16 protein-coding genes and 4 pseudogenes are annotated in these 23,927 nt (G+C 60.4%); 2 read left to right on the top strand and 18 right to left on the bottom strand.

All coding sequences use genetic code 11. The features are described from left to right. Window positions 1-332: 332 nt before the first annotated feature. Window positions 333-608, top strand: coding sequence for a hypothetical protein (locus tag JN403_RS21950; protein ID WP_122537774.1), 276 nt, complete (start codon window positions 333-335; stop codon window positions 606-608). Between the two features lie 9 nt (window positions 609-617). Here the strand turns inward: JN403_RS21950 and ssuE are convergent, their stop codons facing one another. The 17 genes and pseudogenes from ssuE to JN403_RS21865 all read right to left on the bottom strand — a co-directional run bounded on the left by ssuE (window position 618) and on the right by JN403_RS21865 (window position 20,171). Continuing rightward, complete coding sequence (ssuE, locus tag JN403_RS21945) at window positions 618-1,199, bottom strand: NADPH-dependent FMN reductase (RefSeq protein ID WP_205484253.1); 582 nt, start codon at window positions 1,197-1,199, stop codon at window positions 618-620. Window positions 1,200-1,553: 354 nt separating this feature from the next. Continuing rightward, the gene (locus JN403_RS21940) at window positions 1,554-2,636 is read right to left on the bottom strand and encodes a polysaccharide biosynthesis/export family protein (protein WP_122537776.1); all 1,083 of its coding nucleotides are present in this window, start codon (window positions 2,634-2,636) and stop codon (window positions 1,554-1,556) included. Between the two features lie 163 nt (window positions 2,637-2,799). Then, the gene (locus JN403_RS21935) at window positions 2,800-4,212 is read right to left on the bottom strand and encodes an undecaprenyl-phosphate glucose phosphotransferase (RefSeq protein WP_205484250.1); all 1,413 of its coding nucleotides are present in this window, start codon (window positions 4,210-4,212) and stop codon (window positions 2,800-2,802) included. Between the two features lie 13 nt (window positions 4,213-4,225). Beyond that, window positions 4,226-5,449, bottom strand: coding sequence for a glycosyltransferase family 4 protein (locus JN403_RS21930; RefSeq protein WP_205484248.1), 1,224 nt, complete (start codon window positions 5,447-5,449; stop codon window positions 4,226-4,228). Between the two features lie 95 nt (window positions 5,450-5,544). Beyond that, window positions 5,545-6,585: an acyltransferase gene (locus tag JN403_RS21925; protein WP_205484247.1), complete on the bottom strand. Its 1,041-nt coding sequence runs from the start codon at window positions 6,583-6,585 to the stop codon at window positions 5,545-5,547. A gap of 9 nt (window positions 6,586-6,594) precedes the next feature. Next, window positions 6,595-7,715: pseudogene (locus tag JN403_RS21920) on the bottom strand (glycosyltransferase family 1 protein). 122 nt (window positions 7,716-7,837) lie between these two features. After that, window positions 7,838-9,160, bottom strand: a complete 1,323-nt coding sequence (locus JN403_RS21915; protein WP_205484246.1) for a hypothetical protein — start codon at window positions 9,158-9,160, stop codon at window positions 7,838-7,840. A 115-nt stretch (window positions 9,161-9,275) separates the two neighbouring features. Beyond that, the gene (locus JN403_RS21910; RefSeq protein ID WP_205484244.1) at window positions 9,276-10,529 is read right to left on the bottom strand and encodes a glycosyltransferase family 4 protein; all 1,254 of its coding nucleotides are present in this window, start codon (window positions 10,527-10,529) and stop codon (window positions 9,276-9,278) included. Then, on the bottom strand, window positions 10,526-11,527 hold the full coding sequence (locus JN403_RS21905; protein ID WP_172611435.1) for a glycosyltransferase: 1,002 nt from the start codon (window positions 11,525-11,527) through the stop codon (window positions 10,526-10,528). The genes JN403_RS21910 and JN403_RS21905 overlap by 4 nt, the downstream gene beginning before the upstream one ends. Window positions 11,528-11,632: 105 nt before the next feature. After that, the gene (rfaH, locus tag JN403_RS21900; RefSeq protein ID WP_205484242.1) at window positions 11,633-12,157 is read right to left on the bottom strand and encodes a transcription/translation regulatory transformer protein RfaH; all 525 of its coding nucleotides are present in this window, start codon (window positions 12,155-12,157) and stop codon (window positions 11,633-11,635) included. A gap of 5 nt (window positions 12,158-12,162) precedes the next feature. After that, a complete protein-coding gene (locus tag JN403_RS21895; RefSeq protein WP_205484240.1) occupies window positions 12,163-12,963 on the bottom strand; it encodes a WbqC family protein in 801 nt (266 codons plus the stop codon). 27 nt (window positions 12,964-12,990) lie between these two features. After that, the gene (locus JN403_RS21890) at window positions 12,991-15,207 is read right to left on the bottom strand and encodes a polysaccharide biosynthesis tyrosine autokinase (protein WP_205484238.1); all 2,217 of its coding nucleotides are present in this window, start codon (window positions 15,205-15,207) and stop codon (window positions 12,991-12,993) included. Next, window positions 15,208-15,660, bottom strand: a complete 453-nt coding sequence (locus JN403_RS21885) for a low molecular weight protein-tyrosine-phosphatase (protein ID WP_205484236.1) — start codon at window positions 15,658-15,660, stop codon at window positions 15,208-15,210. It lies immediately after the preceding gene. Continuing rightward, window positions 15,650-16,577, bottom strand: a pseudogene (locus JN403_RS21880) (glycosyltransferase family A protein). Before JN403_RS21880 ends, JN403_RS21885 begins: the two are co-directional and overlap by 11 nt. Window positions 16,578-16,594: 17 nt before the next feature. Continuing rightward, window positions 16,595-18,108: pseudogene (locus JN403_RS21875) on the bottom strand (oligosaccharide flippase family protein). Between the two features lie 54 nt (window positions 18,109-18,162). Beyond that, complete coding sequence (locus JN403_RS21870; RefSeq protein ID WP_172611440.1) at window positions 18,163-19,284, bottom strand: DegT/DnrJ/EryC1/StrS family aminotransferase; 1,122 nt, start codon at window positions 19,282-19,284, stop codon at window positions 18,163-18,165. 101 nt (window positions 19,285-19,385) lie between these two features. Next, entirely contained in the window at window positions 19,386-20,171 is a 786-nt protein-coding gene (locus JN403_RS21865) for a hypothetical protein (RefSeq protein ID WP_172611441.1), read from the bottom strand. Window positions 20,172-21,083: 912 nt separating this feature from the next. Here JN403_RS21865 and JN403_RS21860 point away from each other — a divergent pair. Continuing rightward, window positions 21,084-22,891: pseudogene (locus JN403_RS21860) on the top strand (aminopeptidase P family protein). 145 nt (window positions 22,892-23,036) lie between these two features. Here the strand turns inward: JN403_RS21860 and JN403_RS21855 are convergent. Next, complete coding sequence (locus JN403_RS21855; RefSeq protein ID WP_122537798.1) at window positions 23,037-23,327, bottom strand: hypothetical protein; 291 nt, start codon at window positions 23,325-23,327, stop codon at window positions 23,037-23,039. Window positions 23,328-23,927: the final 600 nt, after the last annotated feature.

Here is a 23,927-nt window from a genome sequence, read left to right as displayed (position 1 = left end):
GTCTCACGCAGATCCATGTCGGGGATCCCCGTCGTGCGAACACCGTAGATGTGGGAGCGAGCTTGCTCGCGAAGGTGGCGTGTCAGGCGATTGATTCGTCGCAGGCAGAATGCATTCGCGAGCAAGCTCGCTCCCACAGGATCTGCGTCGTCAGATACATCTTCGGTGTGATTATGATCAGAGCCCGCAGTTTCTATGCAGGCAGATGCACCGCGGCAACCCCGCATACGCACCAAACCCGATAGCCACTATCAAGACGACTGATTTCTGCTGGAAAGGCCCGGCGCGTAGCCTTGGCTTCATTCCAGAAACGAGCCGAATGGAGGCTCCCAATGAACCGTCTTCTTGCCCTCTCCCTGTTACTCTCCGCCTCCGTTCTCGCCGGTTGTGCCGCTGGCAATCATCCTGAACTGCGCCCCTACAGCGCAGAGGAAACCCACCAGTTGGCCCTCGAAGACCTCAACCGTCGCGGCTTGTCCTACGACGAATTTCAGGCCCGCAAAGCCCAGCTGATGGAACAGCCTCAACTGCAACGCGCCCACGAGTTCGATAACCGTGGCGAAGTGAACGCCGAAGTCAGCCTCCCTTCGAAAGCACGTCAGGGTTAAGTCGAAGGCTTACAACGCCAGCTTCAAATGCCCGCCCGCTTCCTTGTAACGCGCCTGGGTCCGGTGTTGCAGGCCCAGTAAGAAGTGATCCAGACCGTCATGCAGACGCTGGGTCAGCAGTTCATCCAACTCACCGCCCAACGCGTTTTCGCCGTAGCTGATCTGGCTGTCGATGGCGAACACGCCATGCAGCACTTCCTGGCATTTCAGCGCGGACAGCACCGGTTTAAGTGCGTAGTCCACCGCCAGCATGTGGGCGATGCTCCCGCCCGTGGCGATCGGCAAGACCACTTTGCCGTGCAGTGAACGCTCCGGCAGCAGGTCGAGCAACGTCTTCAGCGCCCCCGAAAACGACGCCTTGTACACTGGCGTGCCAATCAGCAAGCCGTCGGCCTTCGCCACCGCGTCGATGAAAGCCACGACCTGCGGGCTGTCGAACTTTGCGTAGAGCAGATCCTCGGCTGCAAAATCCTGAATGCGCACACCGTTCACGTCCACGCCACGGTCCTTGAGCCAGTGCGCGGCATGTTGCAGCACTACGCCCGAGCGCGATCGTGTGGACGGGCTACCTGAAATCGAGACTACTAACATGGGTTGTTTCCTTAGGGTCAGTCACCCGAGGTGCCAGGCACCGAGCAGGCCGCGTTCAACGCGAAAGTAATGGGCGTGAAGACCCTTTGCCAGGACTGAAGCAGCATGCGTGCCAGCGCTCTCCATCGCCCGCCGCCCCCGTCAATCCAGCGAGCACCCACAGCTGTAATCCTGCCAACCACCCCCCAAACTGTTGATCCAGGCGCACGCAACTGTTGATCCACTGTTTCCCCAGCGACACTTGCCCTCATCAAATCAAGCCCAAAAAAATCCCCGCAGTCGGACCACTGCGGGGATTTCTCTGTTGCTCTGCTGTCAGCTTGAAGCTTCAGACTTGCGGCTTGAAGCTGGCACTCAATTCCTGAACATCGCACCCGTCTGGATGATGTTGTTCGAACCCAGCAACTGGCTCACGTAACGGCTCCAGCGGGTGATGTTGGCCGGGCCGACAAACACCACGTCCTGGGCGGCCAGCTCGAAGCCTTTCGCCAGTGCATAACTGGTCGGCTTCTTCGCCGCCAGGTGAAACACCGTCGCACCGTGGGTGGCATCCTGTGCACGAATCACATACACCGCGTCGCCATCTGCCGCATCGGGGCTCAGGCCGCCGGAGGTGCCGAGGGCTTCCAGCAACGTCACGCTGGTGGTGCTGAACGAGATCACCTGTGGGCGCTGAACTTCGCCCAGTACGTAGATTTTGTTCTTCGAATTGCTGTTGAGGTGCAGGTAATCGCCGTCCTTCAGGAAGATCTTGCTGATCTGCGAATCCTTGCGGTTCAGCGAGTCAACATCGATCACGTAATCCTTGCCGTCGCGACGCAGGGTCAGACCGGCAAGGTTGGCGTCGGTCGAATCAAGACCGGCCTGGCTGATGGCCTGAACCAGGCTCAGCGGAATGTTGGTGATCGGTTGCGGGCCCGCCGATTTGAAGGCACCCGAGAGCAGAACGCGCTGGCTGTTGTAACGCAGCACTTTGACGTCGACTTTCACTTCGGTGTATTGCGGCGCCAGACCCATGCGCAGTTGGTCGCGGATCTGTGAAACGGTCTTGCCGGCGGCCTGGATACGGCCCACGTACGGGAAGAACACGGTGCCGTCGTTCAGCACTTCGCGGCTGTTGGCATCCAGTTGTTCCTGGGAGCCCGGCGCGGTCAGTTCAGGGTGTTCGAACACGGTCACCAGCAAGGCGTCGCCGGGGCCGACGACGTATTCAGGCGTCTTGTAGCTCAGCAATTCCGGGGGCAGCGGTTTGGCCGCTGCGTCCGCGGTTTTCTGCTGCTGCGCAAGCGTGGCGGGGGTGATGTTGATCAGCGTGACCTCGGGACCGTCGGGGTCTTTGTCGGTGACATCGCTGTATGACATGTATTGACCGGGGGCGAATGCGCAGCCTTGCAATACCAGACTGGAAAGCAGCACGACCGCTAACGTTACTTTCATATGAATGTTCCTTCTAATCCTAATAGGTGCGTACTGGCACCGCAGTGATTTCTTTGCATCCCTTACTTACACCGAACATCGGATCACATTCGCTCATGCACCCGTGCACCTCCCGCCGAGCTTACTAGCCCTTGGCCATGTTTGTTGTAATTGGCAGATTTTTTTAGAAGGCGTTCTTGTTGACGAAGCCTTTGAAGAGCGTCAGCAGGATGATTTTCAGGTCCAGCCAGACCGACCAGTGCTCGATGTACTGCAGGTCGAATTCAACGCGTTTCTGCATCTTGTCCAGCGTGTCCGTTTCGCCACGCCAGCCGTTGATCTGTGCCCAGCCGGTGATGCCCGGCTTGACCTTGTGCCGCAGCATGTAGCCCGACACCTGCTTGCGGTATTGCTCGTTGTGCGCCACGGCATGGGGGCGCGGGCCGACGACGGACATGTCGCCGAGCAGCACATTGAAGAACTGCGGCAGCTCGTCCAGCGAAGTGCGACGCAGGAAAGCGCCCAGCGGCGTGATGCGGCTGTCGTTGCGCGTGGCCTGGGTCACCACGGCGCCGTTTTCCTGCACGCTCATGCTGCGGAATTTCCACACCATGATCGGCCGACCGTCCAGGCCATAACGGCGTTGACGGAATAGCACCGGGCCTGGCGAGGTGAGCTTGATCGCCAGAGCGATCAGCATCAGCGGCAGGGCGATCATCGCCAGAATGAGGCTCGACAGCACGATGTCTTCCAGACGCTTGACCACGCTCCAGGCGCCATCCATGGGCGAATCGAAAATGCTGATGCTCGGCAAACCATTGATGCTCTCGCTGCGAGCGTGCAGCAACTCGAACATGAACACGTCGGGGATCACGTAGACCGACGCGGTGGTGTCGCTCAAGCCTTTGATCAACTCCTGCAGACGCGCCTGCGCGCCCAGTTCGAGGGTGATGTACACCTTGTCGATCTTGCCGTCGCGGGCGTCCTGGATCAGTTGATCCAGATCGCCCAGCACCGAAATGCGTCGGCCGATGCGCGCCAGGTCGATCTGCTGCGGCGCTTCGTCATAGAAACCCAGCAGGTTCAGGCCCATCCACGGCGCGCGTTCGATGGACATTGCCAGGCGTTCGCCGCAATGGCCGGTGCCGACGATCGCCACGCGGCGGGTGTTGAAACCCTGGGCGCGCAAAGTGTGCAGCACGCTGCGGATCGCCAGGCGATAGCCACACAACGCCACCAGCACGACGGCAAACCAGGCCATCTGGCTGTTGTCCGCCAGATCGTCGGGCTGCAACAGCAGGTAGTCGACGAACAGCAGCAGCACGAAGGCCAGGCCCCAGTAATTGGCGACCTTCAGCAGCTCGCGCGCAATGCGCTCGCCACGCCACGAGCCGTACAACTGGTGGTATTCGGCCAGCCAGTGAAAGGCGACCGCCGCCAGCAGAATCTGCATCCAGGCTTCGCTGCTCATCGCCATACCAGTGAGCAGGTTGACGCCGTAACCGCCAACCGCGATGACCGCCAGATCAAGCAGCCGGTGAGCGACGGACAGCGACGATGAATGGGCATGCAGGATGCCCCTTAATGGAGTGCGCATAGGCTGGGCTCGCTCAGACGGATTTGATCGGAACAACGCGGGCGGAGAGGTCGCTGCTGACCAGCGTCGGCGCGATCTGCATCGGCCGGATGTGCGCAGGCTGGCGGCTTTGACGCGCAGCACTCAGGCGGGTCTCGACGAACTGGCGCATTTCCAGTTCGAAGCGGGCTTCGCTGAAGCGCTCGGCGTTGGTCCGACAGGCTTGTGCGGTGATGCGTGAACCGTTGATCTCGAACGTCTCGATGGCGGCCATCAGCGCCGCCACACTTTGCTCCGGGTAGAGCACCCCGGTCGGCTGCGGATGATCCAGCCCGCAGACCGTTTCCACCACGCCACCCTTGGCGAACGCGATGACCGGCGTGCCGCAGGCCTGGGCCTCCACAGGGCTGATGCCGAAATCTTCTTCGGCGGCAAACACGAACGCCTTGGCGTTGCTCATGTGTTCCTGCAACACCGCAAACGGCTGATAACCCAGCAGCGTGACGTTCGGCGCGTTGGCCGCAGCGGCCTTGGCCTTTTCCATTTCCGGGCCGTCGCCGATCACCACCAGACGCTTGCCCGGCATGGCCGCAAAGGCTTCGATGATCATCGGCATGCGTTTGTACGGCACCATGCGCGAGGCGGTGAAGTAGTAGTCCTGCTTCTCTTCCTGCAGGGCGAAACCGCGGGTGTCCACCGGCGGGTAGATCACCGTGGATTCACGGCGGTAGGCCTTGGTGATGCGCGCGCCGATGAAGTGCGAGTTGGCGATGAAGTCATCGACGCCTGCGGCCGTGCGCTGATCCCACATGCGCATGTAGTGCAGGATCATCCGCGCCACTTTGCCTTTCAGACCTGTGCTCAGGTTCGCCTCTTTGAGGTACTGATGCTGCAGGTCCCAGGCGTAGCGGATCGGCGAGTGCACGTAGCTGACGTGCAACTGGTCCGGGCCGCAGAGGACGCCTTTGGCCACCGCGTGGCTGCTGCTGATGATCAGGTCGTAACCGGACAGGTCCAGTTGCTCGATGGCCATCGGCATCAGCGGCAGGTAGCGCTGGTATTTGGTTTTGGCCTTGGGCAGGCGCTGGATGAACGTGGTCTTCGCGACCTTGCCGCCCAATTGGGCGCGGTCCTGGTCGCTGAGGAAATCGATGACGGAGAACAGGTCCGCCTCGGGCCAGATTTTGATCAGCGATGCCAAGACCCTTTCGGCACCGGCGTACGTCACCAACCAGTCGTGGACGATTGCAATCTTCATTGGAATTCTCTGCATTAACGGCTGAGGGACGCCCGGCACGTCGAGCCAGGCTCGCGAGGGCCATCCCATGCCTATCCATGTGCGCAGGCGCTAAATCAGACGCTGACAGGCTGCGTCTCGGCGTTGCGGTTATTAAGGCGTTTTCCGAGCTGTATGAACGGGTGTTCGATGTAGCGAAAGCACAGATGGGCAGCGCCCAGGGTCAGCACTGTCGCGACCAGCGCCACCAGCAGGCCCGGTGCGTCGGTGCCGCGCAGCAGGAATTCGCTGAACATGCCCATCGACGGGTGCAGCAGGTACAGCGAGTAACTCACTGCGCCCAGCCAGACCAGCGCCGGGTGGTTCAGACGCACACTGCGGGTCAGCAGCACGAAGCTGACAATGGCCACGGCGTAGGTGAAGCAGTAACGCCCCCAGGTTTCGCCGGTGCCCATGTCCTTGCTGTAAGCCATGATCAGCGTCGGCGGTAACAGCACGGCGAAGGCCACGAACAGCATTTTCAGGTTCCGCGTCAGCGCCGGGCTGTGTTCCGCCAGCAACCACTGGCGCCACACGGAGCCAAAGAACATCAGCGACAACGCAAGAGGCAGGGCCACCGGCAACTTGTGTTCAGTCAGCGCGCGGGCCACGCTCATCGCCAGCGCGGCGAGCAGAAACACCAGCGAACAGCGCGCCCGGAAGGCCAGGTCGTACAGCTTGCCGGCGATGAACAACGCCAGGCACAGGCCGTAGAACACCAGTTCGATGAACAGCGTCCAGTACAGGCCGACCACGTCGTCGAAGCCCAGTGCCGCCTGCACCATGGTCAGGTTCGCGACGATCTGCGGCCAGGATGGCAACGGCGCGCCGCTCAGCTGAAGCATCAGCACAAACAGCACCAGTGACAGCCAGTAGGCCGGGTACAGGCGCATAAAGCGTGAGATCAGAAAACGCCGGGCGCCATCGGGGACCGGCTTCAGGCTGTAGGGAATCACTACGCCGCTGATCATGAAAAACCACAACACCCCCAACTTGCCGGGGTCGATCAGGTAATCCAGCACCCAGACGTGACCGATGACCGGTGCATACAAATGGGTGAAAACCACCATCAAGGCGGCGATGCCGCGCAATGCGTCGAGATAGGCAAGGCGTTTCATGGCAATGCCTCAGAGCTTGCTGGAAGATTCGCGACCCAGGGCATCGCTGCCCTGGCTGCTGCGCCGGTCTCTGGCCGGACTCAGCAGCGCGTCGATGCGTTGGGAAACCTGGCGTGCCGACTCTTCCCAGGAAAACCGCGCCACGTTGTTCAGTCCGCGCCGGCGCAGCGACTGGCGCAGCGGCATGTCCGTCAGGATGCGTTCCATGGCGGCGGCCATGTGTTCAATGTCCAGCGGGTCGAAATACAGCGCGCTGGCCTGAAGCACTTCAGGGATCGACGCCGCATTGGCCGCCAGCACCGGGCAACCGCAGGCCTGTGCTTCCAGGGGCGGAATGCCGAAGCCTTCGTACAGCGACGGAAACACAAACGCCGTGGCGCCCTGGTACTGGCTGATCAGTTCGTCATCGCTCAGGCGACCCAGAAAGCGGATGCGCGGGTCACGACTGGCCAGGCGTTGCAGGTTGTCGTCGCTGAAAATCCCGCTGGCGCCACCGACGATGCGCAGCTGCAGATCATCGTGGCCGCGCAGCAGCAGGAACGCCTGAATCATCCGGCTGAAATTCTTGTGGGCGCTGGGCGAAGACACCGCCAGCAGGTAATCCTGTTGCTCTTTAAGGGGCGGCCCCGGTTGAAACGCACCGCTCACGGCATTGGGCACCACGAAGATTTTCTTCTCCGGGAATTTGTAGAACTGCGAGATCTCGCCCTTGGAGAAGGCGCTCACCGTCAGCAGCGACTTGATCCGCGACAGCATGATCGGCGTCATGGTCCGGTAGAGCAGCCGGAAGGTGCTGGTGTAGCTTTCCGGGTGACGCACATAGGTGACGTCGTGGTGGGTCGCGATCTGATTGCCGTACAACAGCGGCGCGGTGCTGCACAGCGAAATCAGCAGCGGGTTGCCCTGACGGCGCAGGTACAGCGGCAGGTCCAGTTGCTCCCACAGGTGGCCGCTGTGACTGCCGATGCATTGCACGTCGAGGGCTTTGGCGCTCTCGTGCATCTGAATGCCGTGGGGGCCACAAACACCACGTCGTCGCGCAGTTGCTTGAGGGCCAGGCAGATCTGTTCGGCGAAGCGTTGAACGCCACGCAATTCCTGGGTCAGGAAACGTGCATTGATCACAATCATTGTGGTCGACCTGTAGAAGAGATAAAGGGGTCGTGCGCAGGCGCCTTCAGCGCGCTCAGTCAAGAGCCGTCAGCGCCCTGAATGAAGGGGCGCTCGAAAGGCGGGCCAAAAAAAGGCAGAATTCAGGGCAAGGCAAACAGTGCCGGGCGTGTGCCCAGGCTTATTATTTTCGGGAAGTCATCAATCGGCACTTGCGCCGAGCAACGCCCGTCGTTGCAGTTCCAGGGGATACCGCTGTCGACCTGCCCCCGTTGTGGCTGGCGGGTGTCGATGTATTGCACGTTGCCGCGCAGCACACTGCTGGCGTCGACCTTGATCGATCGCGGCAGCCCGGCGGTCCAGGCGACCATGATCTGCTCTGACCCCTTGGCGAATCGCAGCAGGTATTGCGAGTCGATTTCGCGACTCTTTTCAGCGTCGTAGCGGAACTGATGCAGCGTCGGGCTGATGGCCTTCAGCGTCAGGTACGCCTGCTTGATGCCCAGGTCCTGATTGAGCAGGCCGAAGTTCTGCTCCGGGTCAGTGCCATCGGGCCCGTCGTTCAGCAGGCCGTTCCACCACATGCCCTTGATGTTGGGCATCGTCTGCGCAAGGAAGAAACTGCGCGCCAGGAACGCTGCCTGGGTCTTCTCGTCACCGCCGCAACGCCCGTCGTTGCTGGGCCAGCCCATCTCGGTGAGGTACAGCGGCACCGGGCCTTTGTTGCGGTTCCTGTCCGTCAGGTCCTCGCTGATTCGTCGCAGCCAGGCAATCCAGTTTTCCGGGGTGTTGCGCTCATCCGAACGGCAATACACATACGGATGAAGCGACAACCCGTCGACATGGTTCAACAGCCCCGATTCCACCAGCCGGTCGGCGAACCCCAGGTCCATGCCCTGACTGGTCACGGCGCCGGCCAGAATCACCATCGGCCGCTGGTTGGCGCGAATGCGCTTGGCCGTTTGCTCGATGAGGAGGCTGTAGTCCCTGGCGAACGCCGGGTCGACCGGGTTTTCCTTGTCCCACTCATTCCAGATTTCGTAGAAGTCCACGCTGTCGGTGAGCTGGCGGGTGACGAAGCTGGCGTAGTTGCCGTAAGCATCGCGCACCGAAGGTTTTCGCGGTTTGGCGTAGTTCTCGTAAAACGGGTTGCCGTAGCCCAGCACCAACAGCGGTCGCAAACGGTTTTCCTGGGCGGCGCTCAGGAATGACTGCCACGAAGGCTCGATCTTCAACGACCCTCGTCGGGGCTCGGCGCTGGACCAATAGGCATCGTCGCGCACCGAGTCGACACCCGCCGCTTTCAGCAGCTGCAATGCGCGGACGGAGGTGCCGGGTTTGTTCATCAAGTGCGTGTCCACGCCGATGATGAACGCTTCGTCCGCCCGCGTGATGCAGCTGATCAACAAACCCAGCAACAGGACCGCCGAGGGTCGTCGTAACCGGGGCAGGTAAGGGATAAACATGGCTTGTCTCAATGAAGAGGCACGGTCCGGAGCGCTTGCTCAGGTAGGTCGCGGGCCGTCGGCGGTAATGTCGGCATGACGCAGGTGCATGCCGGCGTGCTCAAACGAATGTGTCTCAAACCGGGTAGGGCAGTGAGTGCCGGTTGCCTTGGGCGACATCGTCCAGCAGCGTCTGGTCGAAAATACTTTGGTAACTGTCGAGCATCAGCTCCAGGTTCAGTAACGACGCCACGCTGACCCGCGCCTCCCCGCTCAGACGCGCCAGTAATTCCGGGTTCTGGTGCAACTGCAACATCGCCTGGCCCAGTGAGTCGGGATCCTGCGGGTCGCACAGCAAACCGTTGAGCGGGTCCTGAATGATTTCAGGCAAACCGCCCATGCGGCTGGCAATCACCGGCACCGAGTGGGCGCAGGCTTCGACGGCAACCATGCCGAACGGCTCGTTCCACAGCGAAGGCACCACGGCGACGTCGATCTGGCGGTAGAACGTTTCAGGCGTCTGATAACCGACGAAGCTGATCTTCGACGAATTCGCCAGGGCCTTGAACGTGGCTTCGTCATCCGTCTGGCCACGTCCTGCGATCTGCAGCGTGGCGTCGAAGGGCAGTCGCTGAAATTGCTCGATCAGCCAGGCCACGCCTTTCTGGTGGGACAGCGTGCCCATGTAGCCGAAGCGCAACGGCGCTTTTTTCACTGTGAGATCCGTTTGCCGCCGCTGATGGGGCGAGGCGGTCGGCGGGGTGAACGGGCTGGCGTTGTGCACGACGTACGGGCTGGCGTTGCTGAAATATCCGCGCAACTGCAGCTTTTCAAGAATGAAGCGACTGACCCCGACCACCGCCGCGACCTGTGCCGACCGAACATCGTGGCCCTTGCGAAAGGTCTGGCAACTGCCGCATTGCTGTTGGCAGCATTGGCCGCGTTTGAACATGTTGCTGCTCGGGCACATCAGGTACATGTCATGCAGCACCTGAACGATCGGCAGCTTTGCAGCGGTGATCTCGTCCCAGACGGACACCGACCAGCCGGCCAGGTTGTGGCAGACCACCAGTTGCGGCTGCTCGTTGCCGATGACCTTTTTAACGTAGCTGCGCATCGCGCCGTTGTAGCGGTCGCGCAGATGCCAGCCCAGGCGCGCCAGACGGCCAGGCCGCTGCGCACCGAAATGCCAGTAAAAGTTACGCAGGCCGGCGCGGTAGACCTTGACGCCGTTCACCGCTTCAACGCTCAAACCTGCGTCGGGACCGGTCACCAGCACGCTGACTTCACAGCCGCGCTGCTGCAGGCCTTCGACGGTACGCTGAAGAATGATTTCCGCGCCGCCTCCAATGTGAGGGGCATACAGGCTGCTGATGAACAGTATTTTCATAATGGATACGACTGATTCAGACCCAGTACCCCGGACTCACCGTCACGGATGGCTTTTTCGATCAGGCCCAGGCGTTCCTCGGCACCGCGTCGCTTGGCGATCAGCCGCAGCAGGCGGAAGAACACCCAGCGGTTGAGGCCGTACAGCAGCGACGAATTGGCCCAGATGTTCTTGTCGAACCAGGCCTGGTTGCGCGCGCCGTAGTAGGCGCGCAAGTCCGAGCCGCCCAGCAGGAAGCTCTCGTAGATGTTGTTGGTGCGCGCCTTGATGTTCCACGAGCTTTCCAGATCATCGAGCAAGGCATCCGGCACCAGGAAGATCCGGCCGCCACCGGCGGTGATGCGAAAGGTGTATTCGCTGTCGTCGGCATAGAGCATCAACGCATCCAGCGGCAGGCCGATGCGGCGATACAGGTTGCGATGGGCGAGCAGGCCGCCGTAAGTAGCGAATGGCAATTGCACCATCGGCAGTTTGCGATGGGGGCTTTGCGGCGCGCCCCATGGCAGGCGACGCCAGACCTTGTACGGCAGCTGCGCGATGTGAAAACCGAAAAAGCTCGAACGGCGCTGAATGGCGAAGCGATTCGGCACGCCGGCGGCGATATCCGCCTGATGGGTCGGACGAAAGCCCAGTACGGCGGCCTTGTCCTCGCCGTCGACGCGTTTACGTTCTTCGAGCACCTGATGCAGCGTGGCAATGGCGTTGATGGTCGGCGCGTTGTCGTCGTCCATCAGCCAGATGTGCTCGGCCCCGGCGTCCAGCGCGGCCTGAATCCCCACTGAATAACCCCGCGCAGAACCGGTGTTCTCATGCATGTAGATCACGCTGACCTGGTTCGGCCAGTTGCGGCGCAGGGTGTCCAGCGGCGCGGTGGATGCGTTGCTGACAATGATCACGCGGTCGATCAGCGGGCTTTCCAGCGAGCGGCTGACCAGCGTGTGCAGGTAGTTGAAACGATCACCATAGGTGAGCGTCACCAGTGTGGTTTTCTGGGTCATGGCGAGTTCCGGGCGAAGGGGGTCAAGAGGCTGAAAGCATCAGCCCCGTGGGAATCAGGATGTGTGGGTCAGAATGTGTGGATCAGTACGGACAACGCTAACGGCTCACGCCTGCGCTTGCATCCGCGACAGGCTGCTGACCGGCAGGGTGACCTTTTGCTCGCGTTGCAGCAGGTTGAGCAGAATCACCGCACGTTCATCACCGTCGGCGGCGAGGAAGATCGCTTCGACGTCGTTGAAGCCCTCGGCCGTGACCCGCACCGTTTCGCCTTCTTGAAAGGCGACCCTGGCCGGCGGCGCCAACAGACGCTGGCGAATCTGCTCGATCAACGCATCCTGCACCGGAACCGGCATGCCGCCGAACGTAACGATGCGCGCCACGCCCCGGGTCGAGCGGATCGGGTACCAGTTGTCGCTGGCCTGGTCCATGTGGATGAACAGGTAACCGGGGAACAGCTCTTCTTCGGCTGGCGCCCGTGAGCCGCGTTTTTTCTCACCGTGCTTGACCGGGCGGTAGCACTCGAACTGCTGACGTTGCAGGTGCTCTGCCGCACGTGCTTCCTGACGGGGTTTGGTCTGGATGAGGTACCAGCGCGCGGAGCCACCGGAGCTATTGACGACTTCAGACATACACTTCACTCCACTGCGATCCGGTGCGACCCGGTCAGGACAACGTCAGGTTTTTGCGCCAGCCCGTGCATCATGACGGGCCTTGCGCAGGGTGGATTTTTGTCCAGCCCGTATTCGGTCAACAGTTGCTGCACCTGCTCGACGCAGTTGAACATCAGCACATCAATAATCGACAGGTTGGCGACGAAAGGTTGCCCGAACTGCCGATACGCCACGGGGTTCATCCGGAAAAACCGCACCAGCAAACCGTTGCGGGCAAAGTGATCACGGTCGTAGAGCACCGAGCCGCCTTCCGGGGTAATGAACGTGGTGGCTTCAAACGTGTGAGCGATGCGGATAATGCGCTCTTGCTTGTCCGCAGCGCTACCTAATATCAGGTCCGAGCTGCGCAGGATCGGCGTCACGATGTGGAGATAAGCACACATTTCACGGATGGCGTGTTCGGCATACAGCGCGATGTTCTGCTGGGGGAAACGGATCAACCGTTCCAGCAGCGGCATGACCTGCGCGAAGTAGGGCGCCTCTCGGTAGTTCTCGGCGAGCAGATCGATCAGCCGTGGCGCTTCATCGCTGAAATGCTCACACAGTTGGCGCTGATTGATCTGCAGCTGAAAGCGGTCTTTCTTCAACGGGAAGCTGATCAGCCTGGCCGCGCCGTTGTGCAGGATGCGATTGCGATTGACCCAGCCGGACCGCACATACTGCAGATCATCTCCCAGGACGAAGACGTCTGCAGCAGCGATGAGCTGAAAGTAGCCCAGGTACGGGAACAGATAGGGCTGCATCACTGCAAGGGTCCTGGCCATGTGTTTCTCCTTGGCGTGCGTGTCGATTTACTTGCGGACCGTGGTGTAGTCGTAACCGTATGCGGCGCAGTCGTAGTCGGCGGTCGACGCCTTGCGCAGGACGCCGTTGAAGATCGCGCCCTTGATCAGAATGCCGTTGTGCATCAGGCGGCGTTTGCACGCTTCGATTTCCTTGGCGGTGCTCAGGCCGAAGCGGGTCACCAGCAGGCAGGTGCCGGACTGACGGCCGACCAGCGTGGCATCGGTCACGGCCAGAATCGGCGGGGTGTCGATGATCACCAGGTCATACAGCGGCGACAGCTCGCTGATCATTTTGTTGAAGTTGTCGTGCATCAACAGCTCGGACGGGTTCGGCGCCGCGTAACCGCAGGAGATGAAATCCAGGTTCCGCACTTCGGTGTGGTTGATGACTTCCTTGCTGCCCAGACGCGCAGCGAGGGTGTCCGACAAACCATGCTTGGGCGTCAGGTTGAACATCTTGTGCAGGTAGCCTTTGCGCATGTCGGCGTCGATCAGCAACACGCGTTTGCCGGTCTGCGCAATGATCACCGCCAGGTTGCTGGAGACGAACGACTTGCCCACGCCCGGCGTCGGGCTGGAAATCATCAGCACGTTGTTGCGGGCTTCGAGCATGGCGAAGTGCAGGCTGGTGCGCAGGCTGCGCAACGCTTCGATTGCCAGTTCCGTCGGCGCGCTGACACTCAGCAGGCGTGGCTCTTTGCTTGTCGAACGGCTCTGAGCGGCCTTTTCCATGCGTTCCTGCAGTCGCGAATACGGCAGCGACGCGTACACCGGCATGCCGAGGTTTTCGATGACTTCCGGGTTGTCCACGCCGCGGTAGAACGCCTGGCGCACGAACACGGTGGCAACGGCCAGCAGCAGGCCGATCAGGGCGGCGACCAGCACGATGATTTTGCGCATCGGCTTGACCGGCTCTTCGACGTTGGCGTCGGCGTTGTCGATGATGCGGACGTTGCCGATGCTGCCGGCGCGCAGAATGTCCTGCTCCTGGCTCTTGTCCAGCAGCAGGGTGTAGGTCTGCGAGGTGACCTGCATGTCACGGTTCAGGCGCAGCAGCTCTTGTTGCGTGGCCGGCAGGGCTTCGATCTTCTTCAGCAGCGTAGTTTTCTGTGCTTCAACCTGGCCGATCTGAGTCATCAGGGCGCGGTAGGTCGGATGCTCCGGCGTGTACAGACGCTCGACATCGACGCGCTTCATTTTCAGGTCCGACAGGGTGCCTTCCAGCTTGACCACCTGATCCAGAACCGATTTGGTCTCAACGCTCAGGTCAACCGACTTGGCGCCCATCTGGAAGTTGTTCAGCGCGATTTCCGACTGCTCCAGCTGCTTGCGCACGGCAGGCAGTTGCGAACGCAGGAATTCCAGACGCTGGGCGGCTTCGGCCGAACTGCGCTCGACGTTCTGGCGCACATACAGGCGACTGACTTCGTTGAGGATGCGCTTGGCCAGTGCCGGGTCGGGGTCCTGAATCGACAGGTAGACGATCCCGGAGTCCTTGCCCGCTTCCATGATTTTCAGACGGTCCTGATAATCCAGCGCGGCGGTCAGGGTGCGTTGACGCACCACGGTGAACTCGGTGCCCGGACGGGCGTTGAGCGCAGCCACCTGGATTTTGATGCCGCTGCCTTCGACGGTCTGACCGACAGGGCCGCTGAGCAGCTTGTTGCGGTCTTCGTCATACAGGGTGAAGGTGCCCGGTTTGCCCGCCACCATGGTCATCTTTTCGCCCAGCAGTGCGTCCGGCACGTCCAGCTGAAAGACGTCGATTTTTTCGCCGCCCCAGGCGTAGCTGTTCAGGCCGAACATCGGATCGGCCAGCGCGCCTTCACGCTCGGGCTTGAACCGACGCGCCATGTAGCTGCCCAGGCCCGGGATGTATTTGGGCTTCTGCACGATGTACAACTTGAGGTCATCAACGACCTTGCCCAGCACCGCGCGGGATTTGATCAGCTCGATTTCGGTGGTCGCCTGGGAAACCGACAGCGGTTTGCTGGAGACTTCGGTGCGACCCTCGATGCCGACTTTGCGCGGCTCGATCTGAATCATCGCGTTGGCCTGGAAGATCGGCGTGGCGAGAATGGCGTAGGTGGCGCCGAGCAGGACGCAGATGCCGACAATCGACGCAATCAATCCTTTGTGATCGAAAAGTGTGCGCAAGATAGTCGCCAGATCGATCCGGGAGTCCTGGACCTCGTCCAGAGAAGTACGGTTCATAGCGGTCATTTATCTTGGATCTCCTGACTGAAGATAAGGAAGCCAGTCGTCGACGCAACGCGAAAGCTGCTCGTAGGTCTGTTCAAAGGCTAGTTTCGGGCGCCGGTAGGGGTCGGCGATTTCCAGCGCTTGTTGCCATTTGCCAATCAGAAACGTCTTGCCGCGTACCTCGGGGGCCAGCTTGAGGACGCTCTGGGTCTGACGATGCTCCATGACCAGAATCAGCTCTGCTTCGTGGAGCATCTGCCGATCGATCTGACGGCTTCGATGTTTGTGGGCGGGAACGCCATTGACCAGCAGCACGGCCTGAGCCAGCGGGTCAATGGTGGAGCTGAGCATGGCGTGGGTCCCGGCCGACGAGATCTGGACGCGTGCGTTCGGCATCCGTTGTCGGAACATGGCTTCGGCCATGGGGCTGCGACAGATATTGCCGACGCAGACCACCAGTACGTTACTGAACATGACCTTTGCTGAGGCTCGTCATCAGTCTCTTGCTGATGTTGGTGCTGAAGTTCTGCCCGACTGCCAGGAGCGTCTGCATCTTGCGTTTCGGGGTAATCGCCGACAGCGAATACTCGACCAGCTCCATCAGGAAGTGCTCATACAGCTCCTGATTGCCGAGCCGGTTGTAGTAGTTGGCCAGGGCGCCGGAGGTCTGCAGCGCCATGTGCAGCTTGCGTTTGTTGGAGCGCATGGAAAACACGCCCCCGGGTGCAACCGATACATCGCCGGCTTGACCTCACCCATGAATTTGCCCTTGCCGTAGGCACCGAGCAGCGACCACCAGACCAGATCGTTGAGTGGCGCGGCGCGCAGTTCGGGTGGCAACGAATCGAAGACGTTGCGGAATACCGTGGTCAACGTCGAGATCGGCCGCGCCTTCTGCAGCTCCAGCGCCGTGGCATCCCCGCGCAGCTTGCCTTGCAGCTGAATAGGGTACTGGCCGCTGATGTCGAAGGGGATCGCGTCGTGGTAGGTCAGCACGTAATCCGGGTTTTTTCGAGGAAGTCCACCTGGATCTGCAGCTTGCGCGGGTCAGTCCAGTAATCGTCGCCTTCGCAGTAGGCGATGTAGCGGCCCCGCGCTTCGCCGAACAGGCGCGGCACCGGCGGGTTGTTCTGCGAGTACTGATTGGTCTCGTGATAGAAGGGCCGGATCAGCGTCGGGAAGCGCTTGGCGTAATCGGCAATGATGCGGGCAGTACCATCCGTGGAGGCATCGTCGTTCACCAGGATTTCGAAGGCGAACGTGGTTTGCTGCATCAGGAAGCCTTCCAGCGTCTGCGCGACGTAGGCTTCCTGGTTGTAGGCTGGACAGACGATGCTGACCAAGGGCGCGGCGGACGGCGAGGTGCTCGTCTTATTGCTATTAGCATCCATGGCTTGGGTACTCGGAGTTAAACACTGGGTTTGCTGAACAGAACGGAAATCTTCATGACCAGCGGCTTGTAGCTGGCGGCCACAATCAGCAGCGTGAGCAGGCCGCTGACGGCCAGACCCAGGAAGATGCTGATGCGGTTTTCATTGGCGATCAGGCGCAGCAAGGGCTCGGTGATCGCAAGGCCCACGCCGGTCATCACGCTGATGCGGATGATGTCGCGCAGCCATTGGCTGTGAATGCCCGGGGCCAGGCGCTGGTGGACGATGACCGGCCAGACGGCGATGGACACGACGCGCAACACGAACCAGGCGATCGCCGCGCCGTAAGCGCCATAACCACGAATTGCCAGAAACATCACCGGCACCGTGATCAGCGCCGAAACGATGCTGTACCAGACATGCAGGTGCATGCGCCCGTAGGCGTATTGCAGATAAAACTGGAAGGCACTGACGGCCATGATGGCGCTGCCCAGCGAGTACCACGGCAGAATCGTTCGGCTCCAGTCGGCAGCAGGGCGATCCCCGACCAGGCAAAGACCATTTCGTCGGCGTGCAGCGCGATCAGCGCCGCGAGCGGAAACAGGAACGTGCACACAAACCGGTTGGCCGCCAGATACAGCTGATGCATGTCGTCCCGGCGTCCTTCGGCCATCAACACGGTGAGGCGCGGCAGCAGCGTCTGCGCCAGCGGGTTGGAGAGCATCATGATCCCGGTGGTGATCAGCGCCACCAGCGAGAAGTAACCATATTCATTGAGCGGCAGTAGCTCTGAGAGCAGCACCTTGTCGATCTGGGTCAGCACGATCCACAGCACCGCGGTGCCGGACATGCTCGCCGCGAACGGGATGATCGGCTTGACCAGATCCCAGTCAAAACCGGTCAGCGGCGATGGCGTCGGCATCTGCTGATAGGCACGGGCCGCGAAGATCACAGCTTCGATCAGTCCCACCAGCGCCTGGAATTCGAAGAAGTGCACCGGGTCGTTGGAAATCGTGCTCACCAGCAGCAGGCCACCGAAGTAGCGCAGCGTGGCGATGATCACGTTGGCGATGTTCAGCCATGCATGCTGTTCAAGGCCTTGAATTCCGCTTTTATAGAGCGTTGAAAACAGGCGCAGGGCGATGACGATGCCCATCAGCCCAATGCACTGCACCAGCGTCTCGGTCGACAATTGCTGAGCATTGAGCCAGTGCACGGCGATCCATTCGCTGCCGGCGTACATCGCCACGCAGCAGAACCCCGCCAGTGGCAGGAAAATGATTTCGAACGAGCGCAGCAGGCGACCTGTGTAGCGATCCAGTCCTTCACTGCCTTGTCGATGCGCCACTGCCCTGACCAGACTTGGCGACAACCCCGCATCCAGCAATTGCAGCCAGGCCTGCAGCACTGAGAAGAACCCGATCAGCCCGTATGCCTCGGCGCCCATGTGGCCGAGATAGAACGGCATGATCAGGATCCCTACGAGCAGCGTGTAGGCCTGGCCTGCATAGCTCAACGCAGTGTTGCGTATGACTGAGCGCTTGGTTTGCATCGAAAGTCCTTCCGGCGAAACAGGGTGAATGGCGCAATGGCTGGCCCGGCGGTGTTACATGACCTGCGCGAGGGACGGCACACGGTAGGGCGAGTGGGCGCCGCTGGTTTCGGCGATCACCGTGCTGATCACGCGGTCCTGATCGTCGCGCAGCAGGCCCGGGTAAATCGGCAGACACAGCACGCGCTCGCTCAATGAACGCGAAGCGGTTTGTGCCGCTTGCGGCTGCAAGTACTCAAGGGTGTCCAGCGAGGGATAGAAGTAGCGGCGCGGGTTGATCCCGTTGGTGTTCAGCGCTGAACGCAAACGCAGCAGTTGCTGTTCGTCGCTCAGGGCGATCGGGTAATAGCTGTGATTGAGCTGGCTGTTGTTTTCCGGCCGCTGCAGGTCGACGTAATCGCCCAGGCGAGTGGTGTAGCGGTCAGCGATTTCGGCACGTTCCTGAAGAATGTTCTCGATGTCGTCGAGAATGCACAGGCCCATCGCGGCGGAGAATTCGTTGAGCTTGGCGTTGATGCCGATGCCTTCGATCTTGTCGACGTCAACGATGCCGAAGTTGCACAGCAGGTGAACCCGGCGCGCTGTTTCGTCATCGTTGGTGATGATCGCGCCGCCTTCGATGGTGTGAAACAGCTTGGTGGCGTGAAAGCTCAGGGTGCTGATGTCGCCCCAGTTGAGCACCGACTGGCCAGCGTGGCGCACGGCGAAGGCATGGGCGCCGTCGTACACGACTTTCAGATTACGCCGACGGGCGATCTCTTCGATGCGCTCAACAGCGCACGGGTTGCCGAACACGTGGGTGCCGACAATGGCGGTGGTGTCGGAGACGATGCGGCTCTCGATGTGGTCGGGCGAGATGTTCCAGGTCTGGGCGTCGATGTCAGCGAAGATCGGTCGAATGCCTTCCCACTGCAGCGAACTGCTGGTCGCGACGAAGCTGAACGGCGTGGTCACTGCGCTGCCGCTCAGGCCCAGCGCGCGATAAGCGACCTGCAGGGCGAGGGTGCCGTTGTTGGTGAGGATGACGTGTTTGACGCCCAGATATTCTTTCAGGCGTTGTTCGAGCTCGCACACCAGCGGCCCGTGGTTGGTCAGCCAGCCGCGCGCATAAATGCCCTCGACGTAGCCCTTGAACTTGTCGATATCGCCCAGGTAAGTCTTGGTGACGTTGATCATCGAATTCTCCATTTCAGATGCAAAGCTTTTAAAAGGCTTTTGGGCAGTGATGCGGTGGCGCCGGTCTGACGCCGGGCCGTCAACGCCAGGTTCAAGGGGAATCAGTTGGGGGTGGATGCCGGCGGCGGGTTGCCTGCCTTGTTGCTCATCCGCCGCGCGCGGCCTTGATTGATTTTCAGGATCAACCGGGTGGCCAGGCTGCCGGTATGGGGGTCACCGAAGTGGAAGAGCGCGGTGGCGCGCTTCACGTCCGGCCGGCAGGCCTGATTGGCGTGCAGGCTGCGATAACCCCAGAAGAAATAAACGCTGCCCGGCTCCAGGCGCAGGACATATGGCTTAAGCCAGTTGCGCTGCATGCCTTTGATGATCCAGCCGCGGGTGATCTTGTTCTGCAGCAGAGCTTTCTCGATCACGTTGAATAACACCCATGAGCGCACCCGACGGATGTTGGGAAACAGCATCAGATCGCCGCGTCCTTCGCCTTCGCTGGGGATAAACACCGGGATCAGCGCGGTCACCAGGCTGGCGTCGTAATGGAAGCTGTTGGATTCGCGCTTGCCCTGATTGCCCTGCACGCAGCGCAGGACCGGGAAGATGCGGTCACTGGCAGCGTCGCGGCGGGCTGCATGCTTATAGAGACGACCCAGCAGCGCCTTGAAACGCGGGTCAGACCAGTAGCTCGCCAGCAGGCTTTCGCTCAGTGCAGCTTCGCCGTGGTAGGCAAAGTATTCGCCCCGGTGTTTCTGCGCCTGCTCGTCAGTCCAGGCCTGTAGCTGCTGCAGGTCCGAGTCCGGAACGGCCGCGTTCAGTTTTGCAAAGCCGTTGGTATCGATTTCGTCAGCCAGTCGCTGAACCAGCTGCTCATCCATGTCGAAAGATAAAGGCATTGCATCAGGCCCTCGGAGAGAGTGAGGAGTGCAGGGCAGGGGGTAGATTGCGCTTCAGGCACGCTACCGCCCGAATCTGCAGATCCTGCCGTTGTATTAATTAGGCGTGCATTCAAACGGCGGCCTTATTCAGCACTGGCTGACTAAAGCGTTGGGCAAAGCTACCGCCCCACCGAGCAAATTCAGTAATTCGAAAAAACCTTTCTCTGAACCAAAAACTGCCCACCGGCGCTGATTTCACACCGTTTGAATCGTCAACTTTTTGGGCAGTCGCAGGGTAATTAAGTCGGAATGCTCTCGGCGCACAGCTCTAGGGCCGCACTGCAAAAACGGAAAAACATTGGACGTGCCTATATATCGACGGAGGCGGAGTTTCTGTCAAATTATTTCGCCATCATTCTGTTAGATTTTTGATAAGCGGGCCGTCAGCATCGCTAAGTCGTTGATTTTATTGTGAGTCAATAAAACATCATCGCCCCGTCGTGGTGCGCGACGCTTTTTAGGCACTCCTGAAGACCACCTAACTGGCCGTCAAAAATAGCCGGAAAGACGTTTTTCCAACGTCAGAACTTGGGCGCGGGTGGGGTTAACGGTTTTATGGCGCTCAATGATTGAATCCCGTCATACAAACGTAATGGTGCGGTTGAGTAACTAATCCACTGAGCGGTAAGTGGTTAATTAAGCGACCACAGCGGTGTTGCAGTTTTATAGATGGAACTGTGTTCGGTTATATATAAATCGACGCGGGTGAAGTGGTTGATATGACGAAGCTTTCATCAGTGCGCCAGGAAGTGGATCCTACGCGCCCTTACTGCGCCCGACGGTGGAGGCGGCGCTGCGGTTGCTCAGCTTTGATCGCTGCTCCATTATCCGGGTCTGCGATGCAAACAATTCGGGTCACCAGGAGATTCAATGAATACGCAGTCGAAAACCACTGGAGTGGCGATGCAACGCCTTGCGCAGGCGCGCGCCCTGATGAGCCGTGAAGGCATCGACGCTTGGCTGGTGCCGTCGGCCGACCCTCATCTCTCTGAATATCTGCCCGGTTACTGGCAAGGGCGGCAGTGGCTGTCCGGCTTCCACGGTTCCGTCGGCACCTTGATCATCACTCAGGACTTCGCCGGCCTCTGGGCAGACAGCCGTTATTGGGAGCAGGCGAGCAAGGAACTGGCAGGCAGCGGTATCGAACTGGTCAAGCTGCAGCCCGGCCAGACCGGCCCACTTGAATGGCTGGCTGGCCAGGCAAAGGCGGATTCCGTCGTCGCTGTGGATGGTGCGGTATTAGCCGTAGCGTCGTCGCGTACGTTGGCTGCCAACTTGTACGAAAAAGGCGCGCGGCTTCGCACCGACCTCGACCCTTTAACGGAGCTGTGGAACGACCGGCCTGCGTTGCCGGCCCAGCCTGTCTATGAGCACGCGGCGCCCCACGCTACCGAAACCCGCACCGACAAACTGACTCGACTGCGCACAGTGATGACCGAGCGCGGCGCAGACTGGCATTTCCTCGCGACGCTGGACGACATCGCCTGGCTATTTAACCTGCGTGGCGCCGATGTCTCCTACAACCCGGTGTTCATCTCCTTCGCCCTGATCGGCCCGAACAGCATCAATCTGTTTGTCGCATCAGAGAAAGTCGATGCCGCGCTGCGCAGCACGCTGGAGCAAGAAGGCATCACCCTGCATGAATACACCCGCATCGGCACTGCGTTGCGCAACGTGCCTAAGGACGCGCGTCTGCTGGTGGATCCGGCGCGGGTCACCTGTGGCCTGCTGGATTACCTGGACAGCGAAGTCACCCTGGTCGAAGGTTTGAACCCGACCACGCTGTTCAAGTCGCAGAAGAGCGCTGCCGACACCCGGCATATCCGCCAGGCGATGGAGCAGGACGGCGCGGCGCTGTGCGAGTTCTTCGCCTGGCTGGATTCAGCGCTGGGTAACGAGCCCGTCAGCGAACTGACCATCGACGAGAAGCTCAGCGCGGCGCGGGCCCGTCGTCCGGGCTACGTGTCCCAGAGTTTCGCCACCATTGCCGGCTTCAACGGTAACGGGGCGATGCCTCACTACCGCGCCACCGAAGAAGAGCACGCGCGAATCGAAGGTGATGGCTTGCTGCTCATCGATTCCGGCGGCCAATACCTGGGCGGCACGACCGATATCACCCGCATGGTGCCCATCGGCACGCCGACGGCGGAGCAGAAGCGCGACTGCACGCGCGTTCTGAAGGGCGTCATCGCGTTGTCTCGTGCGCACTTTCCGCGCGGCATTCTTTCGCCGCTGCTCGACGCCATCGCTCGCGCACCGATCTGGGCCGAGGGTGTCAACTACGGCCACGGCACCGGTCATGGCGTCGGCTACTTCCTGAACGTGCACGAAGGCCCGCAGGTGATTGCCTATCAAGCCGCCGCTACACCGCAAACCGCGATGCAGCCGGGGATGATCACGTCGATCGAGCCGGGCACCTATCGGCCGGGACAGTGGGGCGTGCGCATTGAAAACCTGGTGATCAATCAGGAGGCGGGCAAGACCGAGTTCGGCGAGTTTCTCAAGTTCGAGACCCTCACGCTGTGCCCGATAGACACGCGTTGCCTGGAAATCAGTTTGCTGACGAAAGAGGAGCGTGAATGGCTGAATGAATACCACGCCCAGGTCAGGCAGCGGCTCAGTCCCTTAGTGGGGGCGCCGCGTTGTCGTGGCTGAACGGTCGTACTCAAGCGGTCTGATGCCACTGCCGCCGCTGTGTAGGCGGTGGCACCACGTGCGGGTCGTGTGCCTGGCGTCGTCTTTCTATATAGACGCCTTTGGCGTTCTTTATAGGCGCCGTTAGAAACCTGCCGGGTTAGCAGAGGGTGGTATGCAGGTAGCCGACTAGGGGTTAGTCGGCTTTTTGCACACAATGATCATGCTGCGGCTGGTGTAGCCGGCCGGATTGAGACCGAGCGGGTAGCCTCCAGTGTCTTCGGCGCCGTCACCGGATTTGGCGATTACCCGATATTGCTTGGAAACGCAGGAGTTGGTCGCCATTTCATAGCACTGCTCCCATGAGGACGACAGCCCCGAGCAATTGATATGAATACCGCGTTTGCCCATGACCGGTTTAGATGTCGCTGCGCATCCAGCGACAGCCAATGCTGCCAGTGCCATCAAAAAGTACTTCATTCATATCCTTACCTGACCGGCACGTTGCGGTCAGTGACTATCCAGAATTCGCATGCTGCCGCCGACGTTCACGTCCGTGTGGAGAGGGCGCGCATGTTAAGGCGCACGGGCTAAACATCGCTCAATAGTGAGACAAATGCCAGTGACATCGTGTATCACGCCGATGGCGTTGCTCCCGCTTGCTTCTCAGAGCCGCATGTGGAGTGGGTCTCCAGCCTCACACTCCATATAGGAATCTATGAATTGAGGTCGGTTAATCAGCAAAGGCGGCGAATATCATTGATTGGCGGTAAGTGAAAATAAGTGCTTGACGCCCCTCTGGATCTGTCTATAATTCGCCCCACTTCCGGCGCAGACGAAACGGAAAACTCCTTGATAATCAAAGAGTTGGACGAAGTAAGCAGCGAGGAATGCTTCGGTTCAGATGCTTGAATCGACAGCGGTGAAAAAGGCAGTTGACAGCAGGTTGTAACGCTGTAGAATTCGCCTCCCGCTGACGTGAGACGCCAAGTCGAACGAAGCGCAAGTGGTTGAAGTTGATAAGGAAACTTTGAAAACTTCTTAAAATAACCGCTTGACAGATACAAGAGACGCTGTAGA

It is taken from the genome of Pseudomonas sp. 15A4 (assembly GCF_016925575.1).
Lineage (GTDB): Bacteria > Pseudomonadota > Gammaproteobacteria > Pseudomonadales > Pseudomonadaceae > Aquipseudomonas.
Note: the sequence above shows the minus strand (reverse complement) of the source record. Positions and strands in the feature narration are given on the sequence as shown.